The organism is Paraburkholderia caffeinilytica (genome assembly GCF_046030355.1).
Lineage (GTDB): Bacteria > Pseudomonadota > Gammaproteobacteria > Burkholderiales > Burkholderiaceae > Paraburkholderia > Paraburkholderia caffeinilytica_B.
The window spans coordinates 157,832-176,935 of the sequence record NZ_JAQQCQ010000002.1 but is presented as its reverse complement, the minus strand read 5'-3'; the positions used below and the strand labels follow the sequence as shown (position 1 = coordinate 176,935).

Sequence of the window (19,104 nt, the reverse complement as noted above, 5' to 3'; positions counted from 1 at the left end):
CGATCGATGTCTTCGATCGACAACCGCGGCGACGCCGATGATGCGTTCGGCAACGACGTGTGCGTGGTTTGCTTGCCAGCCCCGGTTGGATAAGTAGCCGGATTGACGCACTCAGACATGCATGAAGAAGATGGGGAGTCGGGATGTTCATCGATACTCGCACGGTTGAACACAACACGGTCGTTGAAACGACGGTCTGCATCATCGGCGGAGGGGTTGCCGGCATCACCCTTGCGCGTGAGATGTCGAGAGCGGGGGTCGACGCCTGCATGCTCGAGAGCGGAGGATTCAAGCCCGATGACGAAACCCGCGACCTCTATCGCGGCGAGAACGCCGGACTTCCCTATTGGTTCGCGGACGGCTCGCGCAGCCGCTACTTCGGCGGCAGCAGCAACTGCTGGGGTGGCTGGTGCCGCCCGCTCGATCCGTGGGACTTCGACAAGCGCGACTGGATCCCGCACAGCGGCTGGCCATTCGGACTCGACGAACTGGCGCCGTATTATGCGCGTACACACGAACTGCTGAAGCTCGGCCCGCAGAATTTCGACCCCGCCTATTGGGAGCGCGAGATCGGACGTCATGACGTGCGCCGCATACCGCTCGCAACCGGCGATATGCGCGATACCGTCGCGCAGTTCAGCCCGCCCGTGCGTTTCGGCAAGGCTTATCGCGACGAGCTGTCGCGTTCGGCGCGGGTGCGCGTGTTTCTGTATGCCAATGTGCAGAATATCGACGCCGATGCTCAGGGCACGTCCGTTTCGCGTGTACAGGTGGCGACCATCAGTGGTCGAAAACTGACGGTGACCGCGAAGATTTTCGTGCTGGCCACGGGCGGCATCGAGAATGCGCGCCTTCTGCTCGCCTCGAACAACGTGCAGGCCTCGGGCCTCGGCAATGCCAACGACCTGGTGGGCCGCTACTTCATGGATCATCCGCGGATGATGTCCGGGAAAGTGCGTTTTCGCCCGGGCAACGCGCGCAACAAACTGTATGACATCAAGTATCACTATCAGAACGCCGCAGTGTCGGCGCACGGCACGAAGATATCCTCGCAGTTCGCGCCGAAACAGGAGCTGATGGAACGCGAGAAGCTGCTGAATTCGCGCGTGTGGCTCTATTCGCGCTGGTACGGTGAAGGAACCGCGGGGTCCGAAGCGTTGATCCACTGCAAGGAAGCGCTGTTGCAGAAGGATCAGCCGGGCCGCAGCCTGAAAACCGATCTTGCAACGATGGTCGCGCATCCGCTGCACACCGTGGGCTACGGTTTGACGCGGCTCCTGCAATGGCCCGCGCTGATTACAGATGTGACGTTGCAGGCGATCGTCGAAGCGGTGCCCGATCCGGAAAGCCGGGTCACGTTGTCGGCTGATAAACGAGACCGGTTCGGCATGCCGCGCGTGAAGGTGGAATGGCGTCTGGGCGAACAGGTGAAGCGCACCTTCGACAGAACGTTCGCGTTGCTCGCGCAGGAGCTGCAGATGGCCGGCATTGCGGACGTCGAACTCGACGCGCCGCTCGAAGGCCGGCGCTGGCCGGAGAAACTGGAAGGCACGTGGCATCACATGGGCACTACGCGCATGCATGATTCACCACGCGAAGGCGTGGTCGATCGCGATTGCAAGGTGCACGGGATGAGCAATTTTTATGTGGCGGGCAGCTCGGTGTTTCCGACCGTCGGCGCCAACTTTCCGACCATCACGATCACCGCGCTTGCGCTACGCCTCGCGGGTCATCTGGTGCGGCAACTCGATGTGCCGGATATTGTCGGCAATACGCGGGGCGATGCCGCGAACAGCCCCCTGATATCGATTCAGACACAGCAGCCTCAAGTCGAGACCTTGCCGATCGCAGCCTCGACTTTGACGCCGTTGATGAAGGAGCAGTGAAGAACAGCCGGTGACTAACTAACGTGCGGCAGGCGCCGCGCTATCTGTTCTCTCACCGGCTCGGTTGAGTCGTGGCTTCGCGCAGCGTGGTGAGCGTGTTTTCACGCGTTTCCCCGATGCTGCCCTTCGTCTCTAGCAGCGCGGTCAAGGCGTTGACCATGATTTCGACCCTGAAGCGTGCCTCGAAAGTGCGAACGGCCTGAGCGCGCATGGCGGCACGCGCAGTGTCGTCGAGTTCGAGCCAGCGCACGAGATTCCTTTCAGTGCCGTCGACCGTATCGGCGGCCACCATCCCCGCACCGTCCGCTTCGATTTCGCGCCACACGTTGACCTTGTCGGAGATCAGCGCCGGTAGGCCGCAGCCGAGCGCCTCGGCAACCGCCACGCCGAAGTTCTCCTGATGCGAGGGCAGAACAAAGACGTCGCTTGCATGAAACGCTCCCCACTTGAGATCGCCCTGCAGCATGCCCGGCAGACTGAGGCGGTGCGCGATGCCGGCCGCCTGCGCCTGGGTGCGCAGATTGGCCACCCAGCCGGTTTCATCGGGACCCGCAATCACGAGATGCAGCGATTGATCGCGGCCCGCGACGCGCGCGAACGCGTCGATTAGCAGATCGCAGCCTTTCTTCGCATGCACGCGGCCGAGGAACAGCACGATGCGTTTGCCGCGCAAACCGGGCACCGCTTGCAGGAATGCTTCGCGCGAAGTCGCTGCGTCGAGCGGCGGCACGGTCGCGCCGTACGGCACGATCCGTTCATGCGCCCGGTACAGCCAGAATGATTGACGGGCGCGCGCGCGTTCTTCCTCCGTCGTGAAGATGACGGCGCGTGCGTCGCGCAGAATCCGGTATTCGGCCCACGGCCAGTACAGCCATTTTTTCAGGTGCTTGAGGGGGTAGGTCTGTTTGAACCAGGGGTCGAGCATGCCATGCACATACACGTAGTAGGGCACGTTGCTTTGGCGCAGTGCTTTCCATGCCGCGAAGCCGTGGTATTGCCACAAGCCGTGCACGACGACCGCGTCGAAGCGGTTCGCGTTGGCGGCGAGCCACGGCGCGAGTTGCGCGCTATAGCTGTAGCGGCTGTTGACGGGGCCGAACGCGTGGACCGGAAACGGGAAGGACGTGAGATAGGCGTCACCGGGGGCATCGCAGGTGGCCACTTCGATTTCGTGCCCCGCGTTCTGCATCGCCGCGCCGCTGTGGCGCACGCCTTCAACCGGGCCGCCGGCGCGCGGATCGACGCTTGCAAGCAAATGGAGAATTTTCATCGGACGATATTCGGTCGATTGGCGTTTTGCGTCGACGTGGTGTGCGACACGAGAGCGCCGAACTGGCTGGAACCGGGCGCGGTGTTTGCCGCGCGCGACAAGCCGAGGGTCGTCGCGAGATCTGAGCGACCCATGCCGGGCTGGATTCTGCCCGGCAATTCAGGCATGGCGGCCGGGTGCACATGCGGCGGAGTCGGTGCGTGCTTCACCCGCGCCGGCAGCGCGCGCTGCAATCGCGCATGCGTGGCGATCATCAGGCCGAGGGCGACGCCGAATACCAGCCCGGAAAAACGCGGCCCGAGCGGATTGCCGCCGATCGACGTAGCCGGCAGCGCGGCAAACAGCATGATGGCGCGGCCTAGCACCGGAAGCATGGGCGCATCGGGGACCACCACGCGCCAGTAGCGATACGAGAAAAAGCAGATGACCAGCGCGGCCAGGGTCGCCAAAGGCATGGCGATGCCGAACAGCAGCCCGCCTGCGAAGAGTTGATAGACCCAGAAATTGTGACCCGCCGGCCATTCGTTGATTGCGTAAAAGTCTTTCTCGCTGATCTGGCCGGCGAGGTCCGGCAGGTAAACGGGGGAATAGCGGTAATAGTGCCCGTAGCCTTCGCCGAACAGCAGCGTTTCCGGGGACGCCGTCACCTGGTCGTACTGATCGCGCATTTCGGCGAGACGGGTGATCGTGGTTGGATCCTTGCCGGTGACGGTTTCCTCGGAGGCGAAAATACGCTGCGTCCAGTGCTCCGTGACGGTTGGAAAAGTCACGGCCACGATGCCGACCACGCCGGCCAGCACCGCGCCGGTGATCACGCTGCGGGCGGCCGTGCGCCAGATAAGCTGGATCGACGGTGCGCTCAGTGCCATCGCGATCAGGAACAGCAAGACCGTGCCGACCAGCAGACTGCGCGTCACACTCAGCAGCTCGACGATCACGCTGAACGCGAACACCGCGACGGTGAAAAACGAAAAGCGTTTGGCGACGACGAATTCGTGCAGCAGCACGGCTTGCAGCCCCAGCAACGTCACGGAGATGATGCGAAAGCGCGCGTCTTCGAGGTCGCCGCTCGTGGCTAAGCCATAGACGAAGGTGAACACGAGACAGATCACATTGGCGACGAACACGGCTTTCTCGAACTGCGAGATTCTGTATTCGCTCCACGGACGGCACGCCACGAAATAGCCCAGCAAAAACAGCAGGAACGGCAGGAGAACGCGTAGATAGTTGCCGGTGTCGTTATCCTGAACGAACTGGGCAACGACGCTGCCGAGCACGCACAGCAGCATGCTGAAGGTGACGACCGAGCGCAGCCGCGAGCCGTTGTGAAAGCGTGGCGCGACCAGGACGAGCGCGAGTCCTGCGGCGACCACAGGGATGACGAATACGAACTGGACAAAGTGGCCTACGTTGGCGTCGGGCGCTTTATAGTCCAGCGCAAGCGGTAGCAGAAAAAACCATATCCAGAGCGTCGCATACTGATGGCGCATTGCTGATTCCTCCCCGTGCTGTCGATCCGCCGTCGGTGTAAAGCGGACGGTCTCGCATCGGGTCATTGTGCGGGAATATCCCCGCGCGGCCGTCCTGTTCACGGGGTTTCGTCGCCCATTGCCTGGGTTCTGGCGACCGTGGCAAGGGCGCTCCCTGCAAGACGCGCGCACACTTGTTCATGTTGTCGGCCAATACCTTGATGTTGGCGCGCACGCACGCGTGCCGCCACCGAAGATGCAAAAAGGGACATGCGCCCGCGAATGGTGAGAGGGGAGAACAACATGAAATTATTCGGCGGGGCGGGATCCGCGACAGCCGGCCGGGCCATCGAGCTGGATTTCGTGCGGGGCATCGCCATTATCATGGTGATGGGTTTTCATTTTCATGCCGTTCAGACCGGTAACTTCCTGATCCAGATCGTCGAATACCCCCTGAAGAATTTCGGGCGCGAAGGCGTCAATCTGTTCTTTACGCTAAGCGGTTTTCTGGTGGGTGGCCTGCTGCTTCGACAGTATGCAGAAACCGGTAACGTCGACGCAAAGCGCTTTATCATCCGGCGGATTTTCCGCATCTGGCCGGCGTATTACGTGTTGATCGCGTTTCATGTGCTGGCCGGGCGCCATCCGTGGAATACGTTTCTGATTCAGAACCTGACCCATCTGCAGAACTATCTGGGCACCTCGATTACCCAGACCTGGAGCCTCGCGGTCGAAGAACACTTTTATCTCGTCTTGCCGGCGTTACTGTTGCTGTTCGCGCGCTGGCGCCTCGGCGCGTGGACGATCGTCAGCGTGCTCACTGCAATCTGCGCGGTGGTGCTTACCGCGCGCTGTTTCGCGGTGGCGGGCGGCAACCTGGAGGGGGCATTCGCGTACACGCAATACCGGATCGACAGTTTGCTGGTCGGCGTGATTCTGTCCGCGATCTACTGGATGAAACCGGGTGTCTATCATCAGATCGCGAAACGCAAGTGGTTGCTGATAGCCAGTGTCGTGCTGCTGTGCGCATGGCTCGCCCTTGCAACGAAACACATCGCGCTCGACGAAAGCATTGGCTACACGATTCAGGCGCTTGGTTTCGCCGCACTGATCGTGTTGGTTCTGGAGTATTCGGGATCGCTCAAAACGTCGTGGGTGTATCGCGGAATTGCCTGGATCGGCCTCTATTCGTACGGTATTTATCTGTGGCATTCTCTCGCGCTCGCCCCGGGCGATATGCTGATTCGCAAAGCGACCGCCATGGGTCTCGCACCGAGTGTCATCTGGATTGTGGCGCTTACCGCGCAATTCGCTTTCGCGATTGCGATCGGCTACGTAACCACGCGCGCGATCGAGTATCCGTTCCTGCTGATGCGCAACGCGCTGTTTCCGGCAAAACGCAACAGTTCGGTGCGCGAAGCGGTGCCGGTGGCCGGTGGCCAGTTGTCCTGACTGCGTTCGGCCGACCGTGTACCGTATGCGGCCTGGTTTCGCACCAGCCGCCTGCGCTGCCGCGTGTTGACATAGCGTGTAGCACGAGACGCTTTGAGTTTCTGCCACGGCGAGCCGTGTGTCGACAAGGCGCGCTGCCGGATCAAGCCATCTGCTGAAGCAAGGTCTGCTTGAATTGCCCGAGCGTATGCCGAGACAGCAGATCTTCGCCGGCAGCCGGAACGGCCTGCGGATCGTGGGGCCACGATGTCATGGTTTCGGTAATCGCCTGGCCGATCGATGCGGAGCTCAGATCCTTCAGAATCGGCCCCAGTTCGCAGCGCCGGCTGAACCAGCCGATCAGTCCGTCTTCCGTTGCGATCACCGGCTTGCCGAAGCGGTAGGCCTGCACGAGCACGCCGCTCATGCCGTAATGTCCCTTGTAGCCTAGCCAGACCGCGTCGCAGGCGGAGAACAGATCGCGTTCGACGTCGTTCGCAATGAACGAATCGAGGATCAGCGGCGCGGGCGTGAGACTGCGCACATGATTGCGCATGAAATGGCGCGTGCCTGCATCCTGTTCCCCCGCGACGATCAGCGTGGGCGCATGCTCCAGACGCGTCAGCGCGTGGACCAGTTCATAGATGCCCTTGCGTTCGGTGATCGAGCCGTACACCAGCAGATAACGCTGCGTGGAGTCGAGGCCGAGCCGTTGGCGGGCCAGCGCCGGATTCTCCGCGTGCTCGTCCGGAAACGGATCCGCTACATAGGCGACGGCCGCGCTGTTTTTCGACGCATTGTGCGCGGACCATTCCGGCAGAGTCGGGTCGATCGTCAGCAGTGTGCGCAGGCCGACGGACCGGATCGCGCGTTTGAACAGCAGCGCCTTGACCGCATTCACAATCGGTCGATCAGGCGACTTGATGCCGACCTTGTGATGATGGAAGGTCGAGCGCATCGTGATGCCGATCCACGGGGTCTTGCGAAAAGGCGAGCCGAGAAACGGCAGCGCATAGAAAAAGTAATCGACATAAGGCACGACCACAAGCCTGATCGGCTGAGCGTGGCCGACGATTCGATACACGCGCTTGAAATAGCGGTGAAAGCGCGAATACTGATTCGACGCACGCAGCACCCCGCGCGGCCGCTCCTCGGGATCGACGAACGCGATCTGCAGATCCGCGCGATTCGCGGCGACGATCTGTCTGGCGAGCCGATGGTCTTCGTTGGCGGATTCGGTCGCGAGAATGCAGGGATAGCCGGCTTCCGTGCAGGCCTGCATGGTCCACTCGACATAGCGCCAGCGATGGCCTGTTAGGTTGGGTTCCACAATCAGGACGTAGTCTTGTTCCATCGATTCAGTGATCTTCAGTGGTCGACTGCGTTGTGGAAAAGCGCCCTCGCGCCGGCTGTCTGGGGCGCTAGCTGAATAACGTTAGCATCGGCGGCGTCGGTGAATTCGTCTATTTGACCCGTTCTGTGGGTAAACGTACTAGCGCGTCATGGCTTCGGCTGAACTGGCCTAGCTGATGGCGGTTGTTGCCGAATCTCTCGCGGTAAGGTCGTATATGGGATTCGATGAAAAACTCGCCAGCTTGCTGGTGCAACCTAACAATCCATGCGCCGGCGGCGTTTCGCAGCGATGCATTGAATCGCTGCAGGCGGTCGACTCAACGGCGTTCCGATTCGACGGAGATACAGCTTGCGGGCGATCAGGCTTCCGGCACTCTCGATAGCGGGCAGCTTCGGCGCGAGTGCGGCGACGTGGGTGCTATTGCAGCAGTTCGCCGTGCGCGGACTCATAGCCGTCAAATTTCTTGCGATTGGCCGGATGCTCGGGCCGGCGGCAATCGGCAGCGTGAGCGTGGCCTTGCTCGCGGTGGCGATTGCCGAAGCATTGTCGGACACGGGTCTCGCGCAAGCGGTCATTCAAGGCGAACATCCGCCGACGCGTTCGCAACTTGGCGCGCTGTGGACGACGCTGACCGCGCGCGGCGTGCTCATCTCACTGCTGCTGGTCGCGCTTGCACCATTGCTGAGTAATCAGTTTCATCTGAACGGCTCAATGGTGCTGATTCAGCTTGCCGCGCTGTTGCCCCTGTTGCGCGGGCTGGCATCACCCACTTACTACCTCGTGCAGCGCGAGCGGCGCTTCCAGCATATTGCGGGCGTCGAGGTCGGGGCGTCGTTTGTCGACTGTTCGGTCGGACTGGGGCTCGCGTATTTCGGCGCCGGTGCGGCCTCGGTGCTGCTCGGCCTCGTGGCCGGCGAGAGCCTCAAAAGCATCCTCACCTGGGCGACGATGAAACCGCGCCCGCCGATCCGTGCCGTATGGTCAGGCATCGGTCACTACGTGGGCTTCAGCCGCTGGATCTGGGCGAGCAGCGTGATCAACCTGCTGCTCAACCAGTTCGACAAGGTCGTGGTCGGCAAGCTGCTCGGCCCGGCGCAACTGGGTAGCTATCAGATGTCGTCGCGGCTCGCGCAGATGCTGCTCGCCGACGCCGCGATCGCGATGTCGCAATATCTCTTTCCCACCTTCGCGGCACGTCATCGCAGGAGTCCGCAGGCAGCGTCGCGGCTCATCAAGATTTATCTGCTCGTGATCGCAATCGGGCTGGCGGCGTTCGTCGAGGTGCTGAGGCTGATCGCCGAGCCGCTCTTCTCGCTGATTCTCGGCGCGGCGTGGTTGCCCGCGGTGCCGCTGTTCAGGATTCTGGTGATCAACATGGCGATCGGCGCGTTGATTGCCGTGCTGGTCGCTTATCTGCGCGCCGTAGGTGACGCGAAGGCGACAGTGCATGCGTCGCTGATTCAGGTCGTCGTGCTGCTGGCCAGCGTGCCTGTGGCGGTTCATTGGTGGGGCGTGACAGGCATTGCCTGGTCCATGACCTTTGGTCTTGGCTGCGCCGCGGCGTGGATGCTGTTCAGAACGCTGACTGCAAGGACTTCGTGATGCGCGTTCTACACCTGGTTCTGGCGCCGCGCTTGTCGGGCGCCGAAGTGCTCGCCAAGGATCTCGCGATCGATCAAAGCGCTGAAGGCATGGCCGTGTGTGTGGCCTCGCTGTTGCCCGCGCACGCCGAATTCCTGTCCTTGCAGGACGAGCTGCAGCGGCATGGCGTGCAGTGCTGGTTTCCTTCGCGGCGCAGGCGCCTCGCCGGCAAACTGTGGAATCTGTTCTTCACGGTGCGGCGGTTTCGCCCGGACGTGATTTTCGCGCACGCGACGATTCCTTCGTTTTACGCACGCGCGTTGCCGCTGCGGGTGCCGGTCGTCTACGTCATGCATTCGGCGACTAACGACTTCGAGCGGCCGCTGTTCCGGCGCGTCGAGCACATTCTGTCGGGACGCGCCCGGGTGGTGATCAGCGTATCGCAACAGGGCATGACCGACTATGTGCAGGCCATCGGGCCGCATCCTTCGATGACCGTGGTGCCCAACGGGGTCGACCTCGGCCGCTTTGCATTCACCGACGGCGCGGCGCACAACGATCGGGCGCCTCAGGTCGTGCAGATCGGGCGGTATGCGTCAGTGAAGAATCAGCTTTTGACGGTGCGCGCCTTCGGCCAGGTGCTCGAGCGGGTCACGGACGCGCGCCTCGCGCTGTACGGCGTGGTCGAGGACCCGGATTATCAGCGCTCCGTCATTGGCCTCGTGGAGGAGTTGGGGATCGCGCACCGGGTGGTGGTGGGCGGTCCGCGCACCGATGTGGCGAGCGTGCTGTCCGAGTCGAGTGTGTTCGTCATGCCTTCGCGCTCCGAGGCCCATAGCGTGGCGTTTCTTGAAGCGCTGGCCTCCGGTATTCCGATCGTCGCGAGCAAGATTCCGTCGTTTGCCTTCGCGAATGGATTTCCCGGCGTGCAATTGATCGATACGGACGACGTGCCGCGCTATGCGGATGCCGTGGTCGCGGCGTTGGGTCAGGCGCGGGCGCAACGCTCGCTTGCCGGTTTGACGCTCAGGGATACGGCGGCCCGTTATCGGGCGATCGCGCATCAGGTCAGCCGTCATCTCGCCGTGTCGGCTCGCTAGGTCTTCGCCTCGTCACACCCTGTTGCTTGTGCCGGGGCACCCGACGTTCAATGGTGGCTGATGGCGAGGCTGCGTTCGTCGGGTGTCGTTGCGGGCGCGGGCGTCGGCGGCCACGCGCTCGCCAGTTCCGACTCGTGCAGCGCGAGGGTCAGCAGGCGCTGGGCTTCCTTGCTGCTGGAATCGATCTTCGCCGCGTCGCCGGCCTTGTGCCAGACGCACGCCCATCGTGCGACATAGCCGCAAGCTCGTGCCACGCTCAAGAGTGCGTCCCGCTGCTGTTCGCGCTCGGCCACGGCTTCGCGCATGCGCAGCGCGTCAGGGTTATCCGGCTGGGCCGCGATGGCTGCCGCCAGACGGGCTTTCGTCGCCGACAGATTGTTCTGTTGCAGATTGGCGCGGGCAGACCTGATCTGCTTCGTGGCATTCGCGGACGGTCTGACGGGTGGCGTGTTGGACGGACTGCCCGGATTGTGTTTTGCCTCGGCCGATGCCGTCACCATGCGCCGCGGAGCCGATGGCGCAGCAGCGGGCGGCGGGATAGGGGGAGATCGGACGGGCGCGGGCTTCACGGGCCGTTGAGCGACGATGGTCGGCGCGGGCCGCTGCGCGACGGCGACCGGCGGCTTGACGTTCTGGGTTTTTACTTTGCCGGACACTGCAACAGGCGTGTCGTCGTCCGGGTCGTTGCTATGAATGAAGCCCAGATACACGGCGGACGCCACGACCAGCATCGATATACCGAGCACGACGGGCTGGCGCAGTCTCTGCAAGACGGGGACGGCGGTCGACGACTCCTGAGCGGCGGGATACGGATCGGCTAAGTCGCGCGAGGACGGGCGCCAGATTCGCGGCGTCGTCAGCCGGGTTGCCGGCATCGGCTCGGTGTCGCTCAACGGCACGTTCAGGGGCGGACGCGGCATGCGGCGCGCGCCGAGCGAATCGACCGGACGCTTGCCGCACTCGGTGCACGGCGTAAAGCGACCGGCTAGCGACGCACCACAGTGCCCGCATTGGGGGTAATCATGCTGATCGGAAGTAACGTCGCTAAGCATTGCCATTTCGCAAATGGGCGTCGAATGCCGGCGCCACAATCAAGAAGAACAGGCACGGCAGCGAAGCTTGCAATCGGGGTTACTGTGCGACGACGTAGCCCCTTGCTTGCATGCACGCGCCATACGCGGCCCAATACTGTGTCATTGGCGGTTCAGGCGCCGGCAGCGGCGGCAGCTTCACGCCGGAGGCTGCGGCCGTCTGTGCCGCGCCGGCGGCTGCCGTCTCCGATGCGCCGTTATCCGCGCTGGTTGCCGATGCCGGCGTGGCGGCCGCGGTCGTTGCGGTTGCCGTGGTCGAACTTGCTGTTTTCGTTGTTGCCGCGGCCGTTGCAGTGCTCACACCGGACCCGCTTGCGGCAGAGGCAGAGGTAGCGGTCGCTGCTGCGGGCATGCTTGCGCCAGGCGGGGTCGCTGAAAAAGTGCTGGAGGGCAACGGTGGCCGCGAAGGCACGCCGGTCGACGACGTTTTGGTTGCCGCAGGTTTGCGCGGCGGAAGCTGCGATTCGTGCGCGATGTTGATCTTGGTCTGCTCGTTGGCCGCGGCGTAGCACATCGCGGTGTCGATGCTGCGCTGATAGGCGCTTTGACTTCGGATTGGATAGATGAGCGGCTGCCAGGCGAAGGCAGCACTGCTAAAGACCCATAGCGTCAACGCCGTATATATTCTGATTCCCATCGCAGTCGCTCCCGCAGCGATGTTTCGCCGTTCGCCGGCAATCGCGCTTCGCGGTATGTTCTCGTGGCTGCTGATTTTGCCGCTGAACGGCGGCTCAATGCCGCGAAGGCTGCTTTCCTGAGCGTAACACCAGGCACTGTCGACGCAACGCGCCGTATAGCGCGCGAAAACGCCATCCTGCAGTCGAATCAAGACACCTCGACGGGAAAGGGCGGGAAACGCGGCGAAAACGTAGGGGAATTCCCCGTGCCCCGGGAGCGGCAACGGGTGAGTCGGGGCTTCGACGATAGAGACGCGAGCGTGCGGATTTCTGAGCCCGATCCTCACAACTTTTGGATCGGGCATCCTCTCGCCAGTGCCGACGCCAATCCGTAATCTCGTCCTCGCAGCGATTCTCGCCGGGCTGGACGGTGCCGTGTGTTAGACAACCTCGCCATGCACGGCCGTGTCTGCTTCCTGTGTATCGCCGGTTCTGAAGACCGCGACTGAATCGCGCAGGCCGCTTGCACCGCTGGCCATGGATCGCGCCGCGGTGGAGACTTGCTCGACGAGTGCCGCATTCTGCTGGGTGACCTTATCCATTTCGGCAACGGCGTGATTGACCTGCTCGATGCCCGCGGTTTGCGTGGTCGATGCCTGTGCGATCTTGCCCATGATGCCGGTGAGCTGATGCACCGATCGCATGACCTGGTCAATCGTCGCGCCTGCTTCGGTCACGAGATGGGCGCCGGCTACGACATGCCCGGCCGACTGTTCAATCAGCGCCTTGATTTCCTTGGCCGCGCCCGCGCTACGCTGCGCCAGCGTGCGCACCTCGCTCGCGACCACCGCAAATCCACGTCCCTGATTGCCGGCGCGGGCCGCTTCGACCGCGGCGTTCAGCGCAAGAATATTGGTCTGGAACGCGATGCCTTCGATCACACTGATGATCTGCCCGACTTTCGAAGAGCTCGTGGAGATGTCCTGCATGGTCGTGACGACGCGCTTGACGACCTGGCCACCCTGGACGGCGGTGTCGGAAGCCATGTTCGCAATCGCGCTCGCTTGCATCGCGTCCTCGCTATTCTGCCGGACCGTGGTAGTCAATTCCGCCATGCTGGCAGCCGTCTGCTGCAGCGAGGCGGCTTGCTGCTCAGTCCGTTGCGATAGATCGACGTTGCCCTCGGCCGTTTCGACGGCACGTACTGCGATCGACTCTGCCGAAGTCTTGATTTGCGTGACGATGGATGTCAGTTGCACGCGCATCGTGTCGAGCGAGGCCATCAGGCTATGCGTGTCGCCTTTGTTCAGTTTGACGGTCACCGCGAGATTGCCGGCGGCGATTTCCCGTGCAATGCGCTGTGCCTCGGCGGGTTCCGCGCCAAGCTGCCTGAGTATGCCGCGCGTAATCAGAACCGCTGCCGTCAAGCCGATCAGCAGCGCGGTTGCCACCGAGACGGCGGTGACCACCTGCAAGGTCGCATAGGTGGACGTGGCGCGGTTCGCCGCGGCCCGGCTGCGGGCTTGTTCCAGTGTCAGCAGTTCGTCGAGGGTTGATAGCCAGGCGACCTGTTTCGGACGCACTTCGCTCACGAGGACCTTCACGGCCGCGTCCTGATCAGTCGACAGCGCCCAACTCCGTGCTTCTTTTTCGACGAGCGGCAAGGTTGCGGCTTCTTCCTGCTTAAGCACGGTGAATAATCGGCGCTCGTCGTCGGTTGTCAGCGAGGATGCGTTGAACAGGCGTCCAAGCGCCTGATAGTTCTCTGTATAAACCGCTTCCTGCTTCGCAATGGACGCCTGCTCGCTGGCTACGTCTTTCTCGTCGGTCAACAAGGCCATATTGCGGATCGCAATGGCGATGCCGCTCACCGCGCCCCGCAGATTCGTTACGCGAGCCGTTTCGACGTCGTGGACCTCGACGATGTCGTCGAGTTTGCCGCGGATACTGGCCACTCCGCTCATCCCCACTGCGGAAATGGCCGTGAGCAGCAAGAGTACGGTGCCGAAGCCAAGCGCCAGTCGCGCAGACACGTTAATTTGAGCCATGGCGGTTCTTTTTTTGGTCGTTAGGCCGCGCGGCGATTGACGTATTTGAATGCGTGCGCTGGCCGGTTTATTGTTAGCCGGGCAATGCTAGTGCACTTCGCGTAGTGGAAATAACTGTTTTTTTGACATTTGCAGCAGGTAGATTCGGGCGGTGAGGGTTTCGCCTGATGCGATCAATTTCTTTGGTCTGGATCGAACGTTGCCGTCCTGGATGAGATCATTTGGATCTATTTGGATCGGCCATTTGCGTTATTCCGGACTTCTATTCAGACTCGGCAAATCGTTCGCGCCTAGGGGGATTTCTGGCGTTGCCGACAAGATCATCCTTGTTGTCTGCCGTACCATGCACGCCGAATTCCCGGACCAGGCTCCGGAGACCTTACGAATCTGCGTCTGCGGGCAGATCTTCCTACCCCACGGATTCAGACGCATTTCCCAGTTGCCATCAGGACGCGGGATTTCCCTGGTATGGCATCAGGTCGCTAGTCTCGCCGCGGCAAGTCCTTGAACGAATGCCGATTCTGGCGCTTGCGCCGGCAAACCGAGTGTGGCCGGTGAGGGGTGTAAGTCATTGATTTCAAATATGACTTGAATGGCTGGCCGGTTCGCGCTGCCGCGCAAGGCTCAGGCTGAAGCGAGTGGGGGGCAGCGTTACGTGAATCTCGCCCCTCGTTTCCCAACTGGTCTTGAATTTGTCACCACCCGTCCATATAATTAGCACTCGCTGCACGAGAGTGCTAACAACATCGCCGGTTGGCTCAGCCAGCCGGGTTTTCTCAGCGTTCTTCAGTCTCAATCAAGAGAGGAGTATGTATGAACCTTCGTCCTTTGCATGATCGCGTGATCGTCAAACGTCTGGATCAAGAAACCAAGACTGCGTCGGGCATCGTGATCCCCGAAGCCGCAGCGGAAAAGCCGGATCAAGGCGAAATCCTGGCAGTCGGTCCGGGCAAGCGTGACGACAAGGGTGCACAAATCGCACTCGACGTGAAAGTGGGTGATCGCGTCCTGTTCGGCAAGTACGCAGGCCAGACCGTCAAGGTCGACGGCAACGAACTGCTCGTGATGCGCGAAGAAGACATCATGGCCGTGGTGCAGAAGTAAGCGAGCAAATCGCTACTTACCCGGCTATATCCCAAGAATTCAAGGAGTTAGAAGATGGCAGCTAAAGACGTCGTATTCGGTGATTCCGCCCGTGCCAAGATGGTTGAAGGCGTGAACATCCTCGCGAACGCTGTGAAGGTCACGCTGGGTCCGAAGGGTCGCAACGTTGTCCTGGAACGCAGCTTCGGCGGCCCGACGGTCACCAAGGATGGTGTTTCGGTCGCGAAAGAAATCGAACTGAAAGACAAGCTCCAGAACATGGGCGCACAAATGGTCAAGGAAGTGGCTTCCAAGACCAGCGACAACGCAGGTGACGGCACCACGACCGCAACGGTCCTGGCTCAGTCGATCGTCCGCGAAGGCATGAAGTACGTTGCATCGGGCATGAACCCGATGGATCTGAAGCGCGGTATCGACAAGGCTGTTGCAGCTGCGATCGAAGAACTGCGCAAGATCAGCAAGCCGTGCACGACCAACAAGGAAATCGCTCAAGTCGGTTCGATCTCGGCAAACAGCGACTCGTCGATCGGCGATCGTATCGCTGAAGCGATGGACAAGGTTGGCAAGGAAGGCGTCATCACCGTTGAAGACGGCAAGTCGTTGCAAGACGAGCTGGACGTTGTCGAAGGTATGCAATTCGACCGCGGCTATCTGTCGCCGTACTTCATCAACAACCCGGACAAGCAAGTTGCTGTGCTCGAAAACCCGTTCGTGCTGCTGCACGACAAGAAGGTTTCGAACATCCGTGATCTGCTGCCGGTACTGGAACAAGTCGCCAAGGCTGGCCGTCCGCTGCTGATCATCGCAGAAGACGTCGAAGGCGAAGCGCTGGCTACGCTGGTTGTGAACAACATCCGCGGCATCCTGAAGACGGTTGCTGTCAAGGCTCCGGGCTTCGGCGATCGTCGTAAGGCCATGCTGGAAGACATCGCGATCCTGACCGGCGGTCAAGTCATCGCTGAAGAAACCGGCCTGACGCTCGAAAAGGCAACGCTGGCTGAACTGGGCCAAGCGAAGCGTATCGAAGTGGGCAAGGAAAACACGACGATTATCGACGGCGCTGGCGAAGCTGCAAACATCGAAGCACGTGTGAAGCAAGTCCGCACGCAAATCGAAGAAGCTACGTCGGACTACGACCGTGAAAAGCTGCAAGAACGCGTGGCCAAGCTGGCCGGCGGTGTTGCAGTGATCAAGGTCGGTGCTGCGACCGAAGTCGAAATGAAGGAAAAGAAGGCACGTGTCGAAGACGCACTGCACGCAACGCGCGCAGCTGTGGAAGAAGGCATCGTTGCTGGCGGCGGCGTCGCACTGATCCGTGCACGTACGGCAATCGCTGGCCTGAAGGGCGCTAACGCCGATCAGGACGCAGGTATCAAGATCGTGCTGCGCGCGATGGAAGAGCCGCTGCGTCAGATCGTCACGAACGGTGGCGAAGAAGCCAGCGTCGTGGTGGCGGCGGTTGCTGCTGGCACGGGCAACTACGGCTACAACGCTGCAACGGGCGAGTACGTCGACCTGGTTGACGCTGGTGTCGTGGACCCGACGAAGGTGACGCGCACGGCGCTGCAAAACGCAGCTTCGGTCGCTGGCCTGCTGTTGACCACCGACGCAGCAGTTTGCGAACTGCCGAAGGAAGATGCTCCGATGGGCGGCGGTATGCCCGGCGGCATGGGCGGCATGGGCATGGACATGTAATTTCGATTGGGCCTCGTATGAGGCTCAGTTGGAAATACATGGGGAAGTGTGCCGCGAGGCGTACTTCTCAAGTAAAAAACCCGCAGAAATGCGGGTTTTTTTTCGCCTATAGATTTTGGCGGTGGGCCGCCTGATCTCGCTAGCCTGTCGAGGTGGTAACGAATAGGTGGCTGAATATTACAGGCGTAATTAAATGTTACAGCATTTCGTCTAATGACAAAGTACGATTTACAAATCGTAATCCGCTGCGTTTCATTGTCCTGACATCATTTTGTGGTTGGGCTATCAATTTTCACTTGGACGGTCGCGGGAAGTAGCGCGCTTGGGCTGATGAAAGCGCGATGAAAGGGCGAACTAAGCCATCCTTTTAGATTTCATTTTTCCGTTGCGGAGGTATTTTTGAAGCGACGGAAGTTCAGTTTTTGTGTGCGCGAACAAATTTCGGTTACTGAGGCGGCATGTAATCCCATTTGAACTCCGGGCCAAATCTGTTATTCGAGGTAGTAGGACGTGTGTGGATTAATTTTTTTACAGCAAAATTCGGAACGTCCTGTTAGCCGGGAGCGGTTTGAGACCGCCCTGAATGCACAATCATGGCGCGGACCGGATGCCCAGCAGATTATTGTCGAAAATGAGGGGCAGTTTCTCCTCGGGCACAATCGGCTATCAATAATTGATCCCGTTGCGCGGTCGAATCAACCGATGCGTTCCGCATGCGGGCGCTACCTCATGGTGTTCAACGGCGAAATCTACAATCACCTGGATTTGCGGAAATCGCTGAAGGTAAATTTCAAAACAACATCGGATACCGAAACAATCATTGAGGGATTTGCACGCCACGGCATTGATTTTCTAAGCCGGCTAGATGGGATGTTCGCGCTTGTTATCTACGATAGCGAGCATAAAAATTGGCTGGCCGCACGAGATCCTTTTGGGATAAAGCCGCTTTTTATATATCGTTCGGACGATATGGTGGCGCTTGGCTCCGAAGCCGCCGTTGTCGCAAGTCTTGTCAACGCACGCCCTTGCGATCGATCGATAGAAGAATGGAAGTTGATTCGTCGTCCAGTTCCCGGCGCATCGTTTTTCATTGATGTGGATGAAGTAAAGCCCGGAACAATCGTTCAGGCAAGCGGCGTTGTCACCCAATACTGGAAGCGAACACCCAGTGTCGAAACATTCTCCGACAGCCAGTTTCAGGAATTGCTTTCGGCGTCTGTGCGAACCCATGAGCTAAGCGATGTCTCCAACGTCGCCCTTTTAAGCGGCGGACTTGATAGCGCAGTTATTACGGCCCTTTCATCGGTTCAGCGAACGTATACGGTTGGGCTGAACGAGAATAACGAAGCCGAAGGAGCGATGGAAACGGCCCGGCATCTGGAGCGTGAAGTCGTTGTCCGGAAAGTGTCCTCGGATCAATTAATTGAGAGCTGGCGGAAATTGACCCGACTTCGAGGGGAGCCTCTTTCGGTCCCTAACGAGGGGTTGATTTATCTTGCATGTAAGTCGATGAGTGACGACGAAAAAGTTGTCTTGACCGGAGAAGGGGCCGACGAATTACTGTTTGGCTACGATGGAATCTACCGTTGGTCTACCATGGGGAAATGGGAAGGAGTGAGGGACTTTCTTGATCGCTATGGATATTCGGATACGACAGCGGTCTCTGATCGACTGACCCAGTATATCGAGACGATCCGCGCTGGAAAGACGCTCACAGAATTCGTGGAAGACTTTTTCTATGATCTTCATCTTCCCGGACTGTTGAGGCGGATGGATTTTGCGTCGATGGCTGCTTCAAAAGAGGCGCGCGTCCCCTTTGTGAATAAGTCGCTTGTCAATTATATGTATCGGCGACCCGCGTCCCTAAAAATTACGGCTACCCAATCGAAAATTCCGTTGAGGACTGTTGCGGAAAGTTTTGGTTTGCGAGGCGCACTTGATCGAAAAAAGATTGGTTTCAGCGCCAGTCTTGGTCGTGCGGATAGAAAAAAGGAGTATGCCTTCTTCCAGAAGCTCATGCTCGAGGAGTTGAAATGGTAATCGGATATACAACTGGCGTCTTCGATCTTTTTCACGTGGGCCATATTAATCTGCTTAGAAATGCGAAGTCCATGTGCGATCGGTTGATCGTTGGCGTCACCGTAGATGAACTGGTTGCCTATAAAAACAAAAGGGCAGTCATTTCGTTTTCTGAGCGAATCGAAATCGTCAGGGCCTGTCGATACGTAGATCTTGCCGTGCCGCAGGATTCGATGGACAAAGTAGACGCCTTTCATCGTTATAAATTCAATATTATGTTTGTTGGCGATGATTGGTATAAGAACGAGCGGTGGAAGGAGTACGAGGCCAGCCTGTCCGATCACGGTGTGGAAATAATATATTTTCCGTACACTAAATCGACGTCATCGACGTTGATTAATGCTACGTTGACTAAACTTAGGGGCGCATAAAGGCGCTA

General features: G+C 60.1%; 14 protein-coding genes. 8 read left to right on the top strand and 6 right to left on the bottom strand.

Going from position 1 to position 19,104, the window contains the following annotated elements:
* Positions 1–143: 143 nt before the first annotated feature.
* Positions 144–1,886: an FAD-dependent oxidoreductase gene (locus PQQ95_RS03150; protein ID WP_408434825.1), complete on the top strand. Its 1,743-nt coding sequence runs from the start codon at positions 144–146 to the stop codon at positions 1,884–1,886.
* 52 nt (positions 1,887–1,938) lie between these two features.
* Here the strand turns inward: PQQ95_RS03150 and PQQ95_RS03145 are convergent, their stop codons facing one another.
* Together PQQ95_RS03145 and PQQ95_RS03140 are read right to left on the bottom strand one after the other, a co-directional pair.
* Positions 1,939–3,156 carry a glycosyltransferase gene (locus tag PQQ95_RS03145; protein WP_408434823.1) on the bottom strand — a complete coding sequence of 406 codons (1,218 nt, stop codon included), beginning with the start codon at positions 3,154–3,156 and terminating at the stop codon, positions 1,939–1,941.
* Positions 3,153–4,646, bottom strand: a complete 1,494-nt coding sequence (locus PQQ95_RS03140; protein ID WP_408434821.1) for an O-antigen ligase family protein — start codon at positions 4,644–4,646, stop codon at positions 3,153–3,155. The genes PQQ95_RS03145 and PQQ95_RS03140 overlap by 4 nt, the downstream gene beginning before the upstream one ends.
* A gap of 282 nt (positions 4,647–4,928) precedes the next feature.
* Between PQQ95_RS03140 and PQQ95_RS03135 the strand changes: the two genes are divergently transcribed.
* Positions 4,929–6,077, top strand: a complete 1,149-nt coding sequence (locus PQQ95_RS03135; protein ID WP_408434819.1) for an acyltransferase family protein — start codon at positions 4,929–4,931, stop codon at positions 6,075–6,077.
* A gap of 142 nt (positions 6,078–6,219) precedes the next feature.
* Here the strand turns inward: PQQ95_RS03135 and PQQ95_RS03130 are convergent, their stop codons facing one another.
* On the bottom strand, positions 6,220–7,410 hold the full coding sequence (locus PQQ95_RS03130) for a glycosyltransferase (RefSeq protein WP_408434817.1): 1,191 nt from the start codon (positions 7,408–7,410) through the stop codon (positions 6,220–6,222).
* 348 nt (positions 7,411–7,758) lie between these two features.
* Between PQQ95_RS03130 and PQQ95_RS03125 the strand changes: the two genes are divergently transcribed.
* Together PQQ95_RS03125 and PQQ95_RS03120 are read left to right on the top strand one after the other, a co-directional pair.
* The gene (locus tag PQQ95_RS03125; RefSeq protein WP_408434815.1) at positions 7,759–9,012 is read left to right on the top strand and encodes an oligosaccharide flippase family protein; all 1,254 of its coding nucleotides are present in this window, start codon (positions 7,759–7,761) and stop codon (positions 9,010–9,012) included.
* Positions 9,012–10,091, top strand: coding sequence for a glycosyltransferase (locus PQQ95_RS03120; protein WP_408434813.1), 1,080 nt, complete (start codon positions 9,012–9,014; stop codon positions 10,089–10,091). Before PQQ95_RS03125 ends, PQQ95_RS03120 begins: the two co-directional genes overlap by 1 nt.
* Positions 10,092–10,138: 47 nt before the next feature.
* On the opposite strand, the gene PQQ95_RS03115 is transcribed toward PQQ95_RS03120, so the two are convergent.
* From PQQ95_RS03115 to PQQ95_RS03105, 3 genes are all read right to left on the bottom strand, one after another.
* Positions 10,139–11,143: a hypothetical protein gene (locus tag PQQ95_RS03115; protein WP_408434811.1), complete on the bottom strand. Its 1,005-nt coding sequence runs from the start codon at positions 11,141–11,143 to the stop codon at positions 10,139–10,141.
* 79 nt (positions 11,144–11,222) lie between these two features.
* The gene (locus PQQ95_RS03110) at positions 11,223–11,819 is read right to left on the bottom strand and encodes a hypothetical protein (RefSeq protein WP_408434809.1); all 597 of its coding nucleotides are present in this window, start codon (positions 11,817–11,819) and stop codon (positions 11,223–11,225) included.
* A gap of 420 nt (positions 11,820–12,239) precedes the next feature.
* Positions 12,240–13,847, bottom strand: a complete 1,608-nt coding sequence (locus tag PQQ95_RS03105; RefSeq protein WP_408434807.1) for a methyl-accepting chemotaxis protein — start codon at positions 13,845–13,847, stop codon at positions 12,240–12,242.
* A gap of 813 nt (positions 13,848–14,660) precedes the next feature.
* On the opposite strand from PQQ95_RS03105, the gene groES reads away from it, so the two are divergent.
* The 4 genes from groES to PQQ95_RS03085 all read left to right on the top strand — a co-directional run bounded on the left by groES (position 14,661) and on the right by PQQ95_RS03085 (position 19,096).
* Positions 14,661–14,951, top strand: coding sequence for a co-chaperone GroES (gene groES, locus PQQ95_RS03100; RefSeq protein ID WP_007178996.1), 291 nt, complete (start codon positions 14,661–14,663; stop codon positions 14,949–14,951).
* Between the two features lie 54 nt (positions 14,952–15,005).
* Positions 15,006–16,646 carry a chaperonin GroEL gene (gene groL / locus PQQ95_RS03095; protein WP_201641775.1) on the top strand — a complete coding sequence of 547 codons (1,641 nt, stop codon included), beginning with the start codon at positions 15,006–15,008 and terminating at the stop codon, positions 16,644–16,646.
* 510 nt (positions 16,647–17,156) lie between these two features.
* A complete protein-coding gene (asnB, locus tag PQQ95_RS03090) occupies positions 17,157–18,686 on the top strand; it encodes an asparagine synthase (glutamine-hydrolyzing) (RefSeq protein WP_408434805.1) in 1,530 nt (509 codons plus the stop codon).
* Positions 18,680–19,096: an FAD synthase family protein gene (locus tag PQQ95_RS03085; RefSeq protein ID WP_408434803.1), complete on the top strand. Its 417-nt coding sequence runs from the start codon at positions 18,680–18,682 to the stop codon at positions 19,094–19,096. The genes asnB and PQQ95_RS03085 overlap by 7 nt, the downstream gene beginning before the upstream one ends.
* Positions 19,097–19,104: the final 8 nt, after the last annotated feature.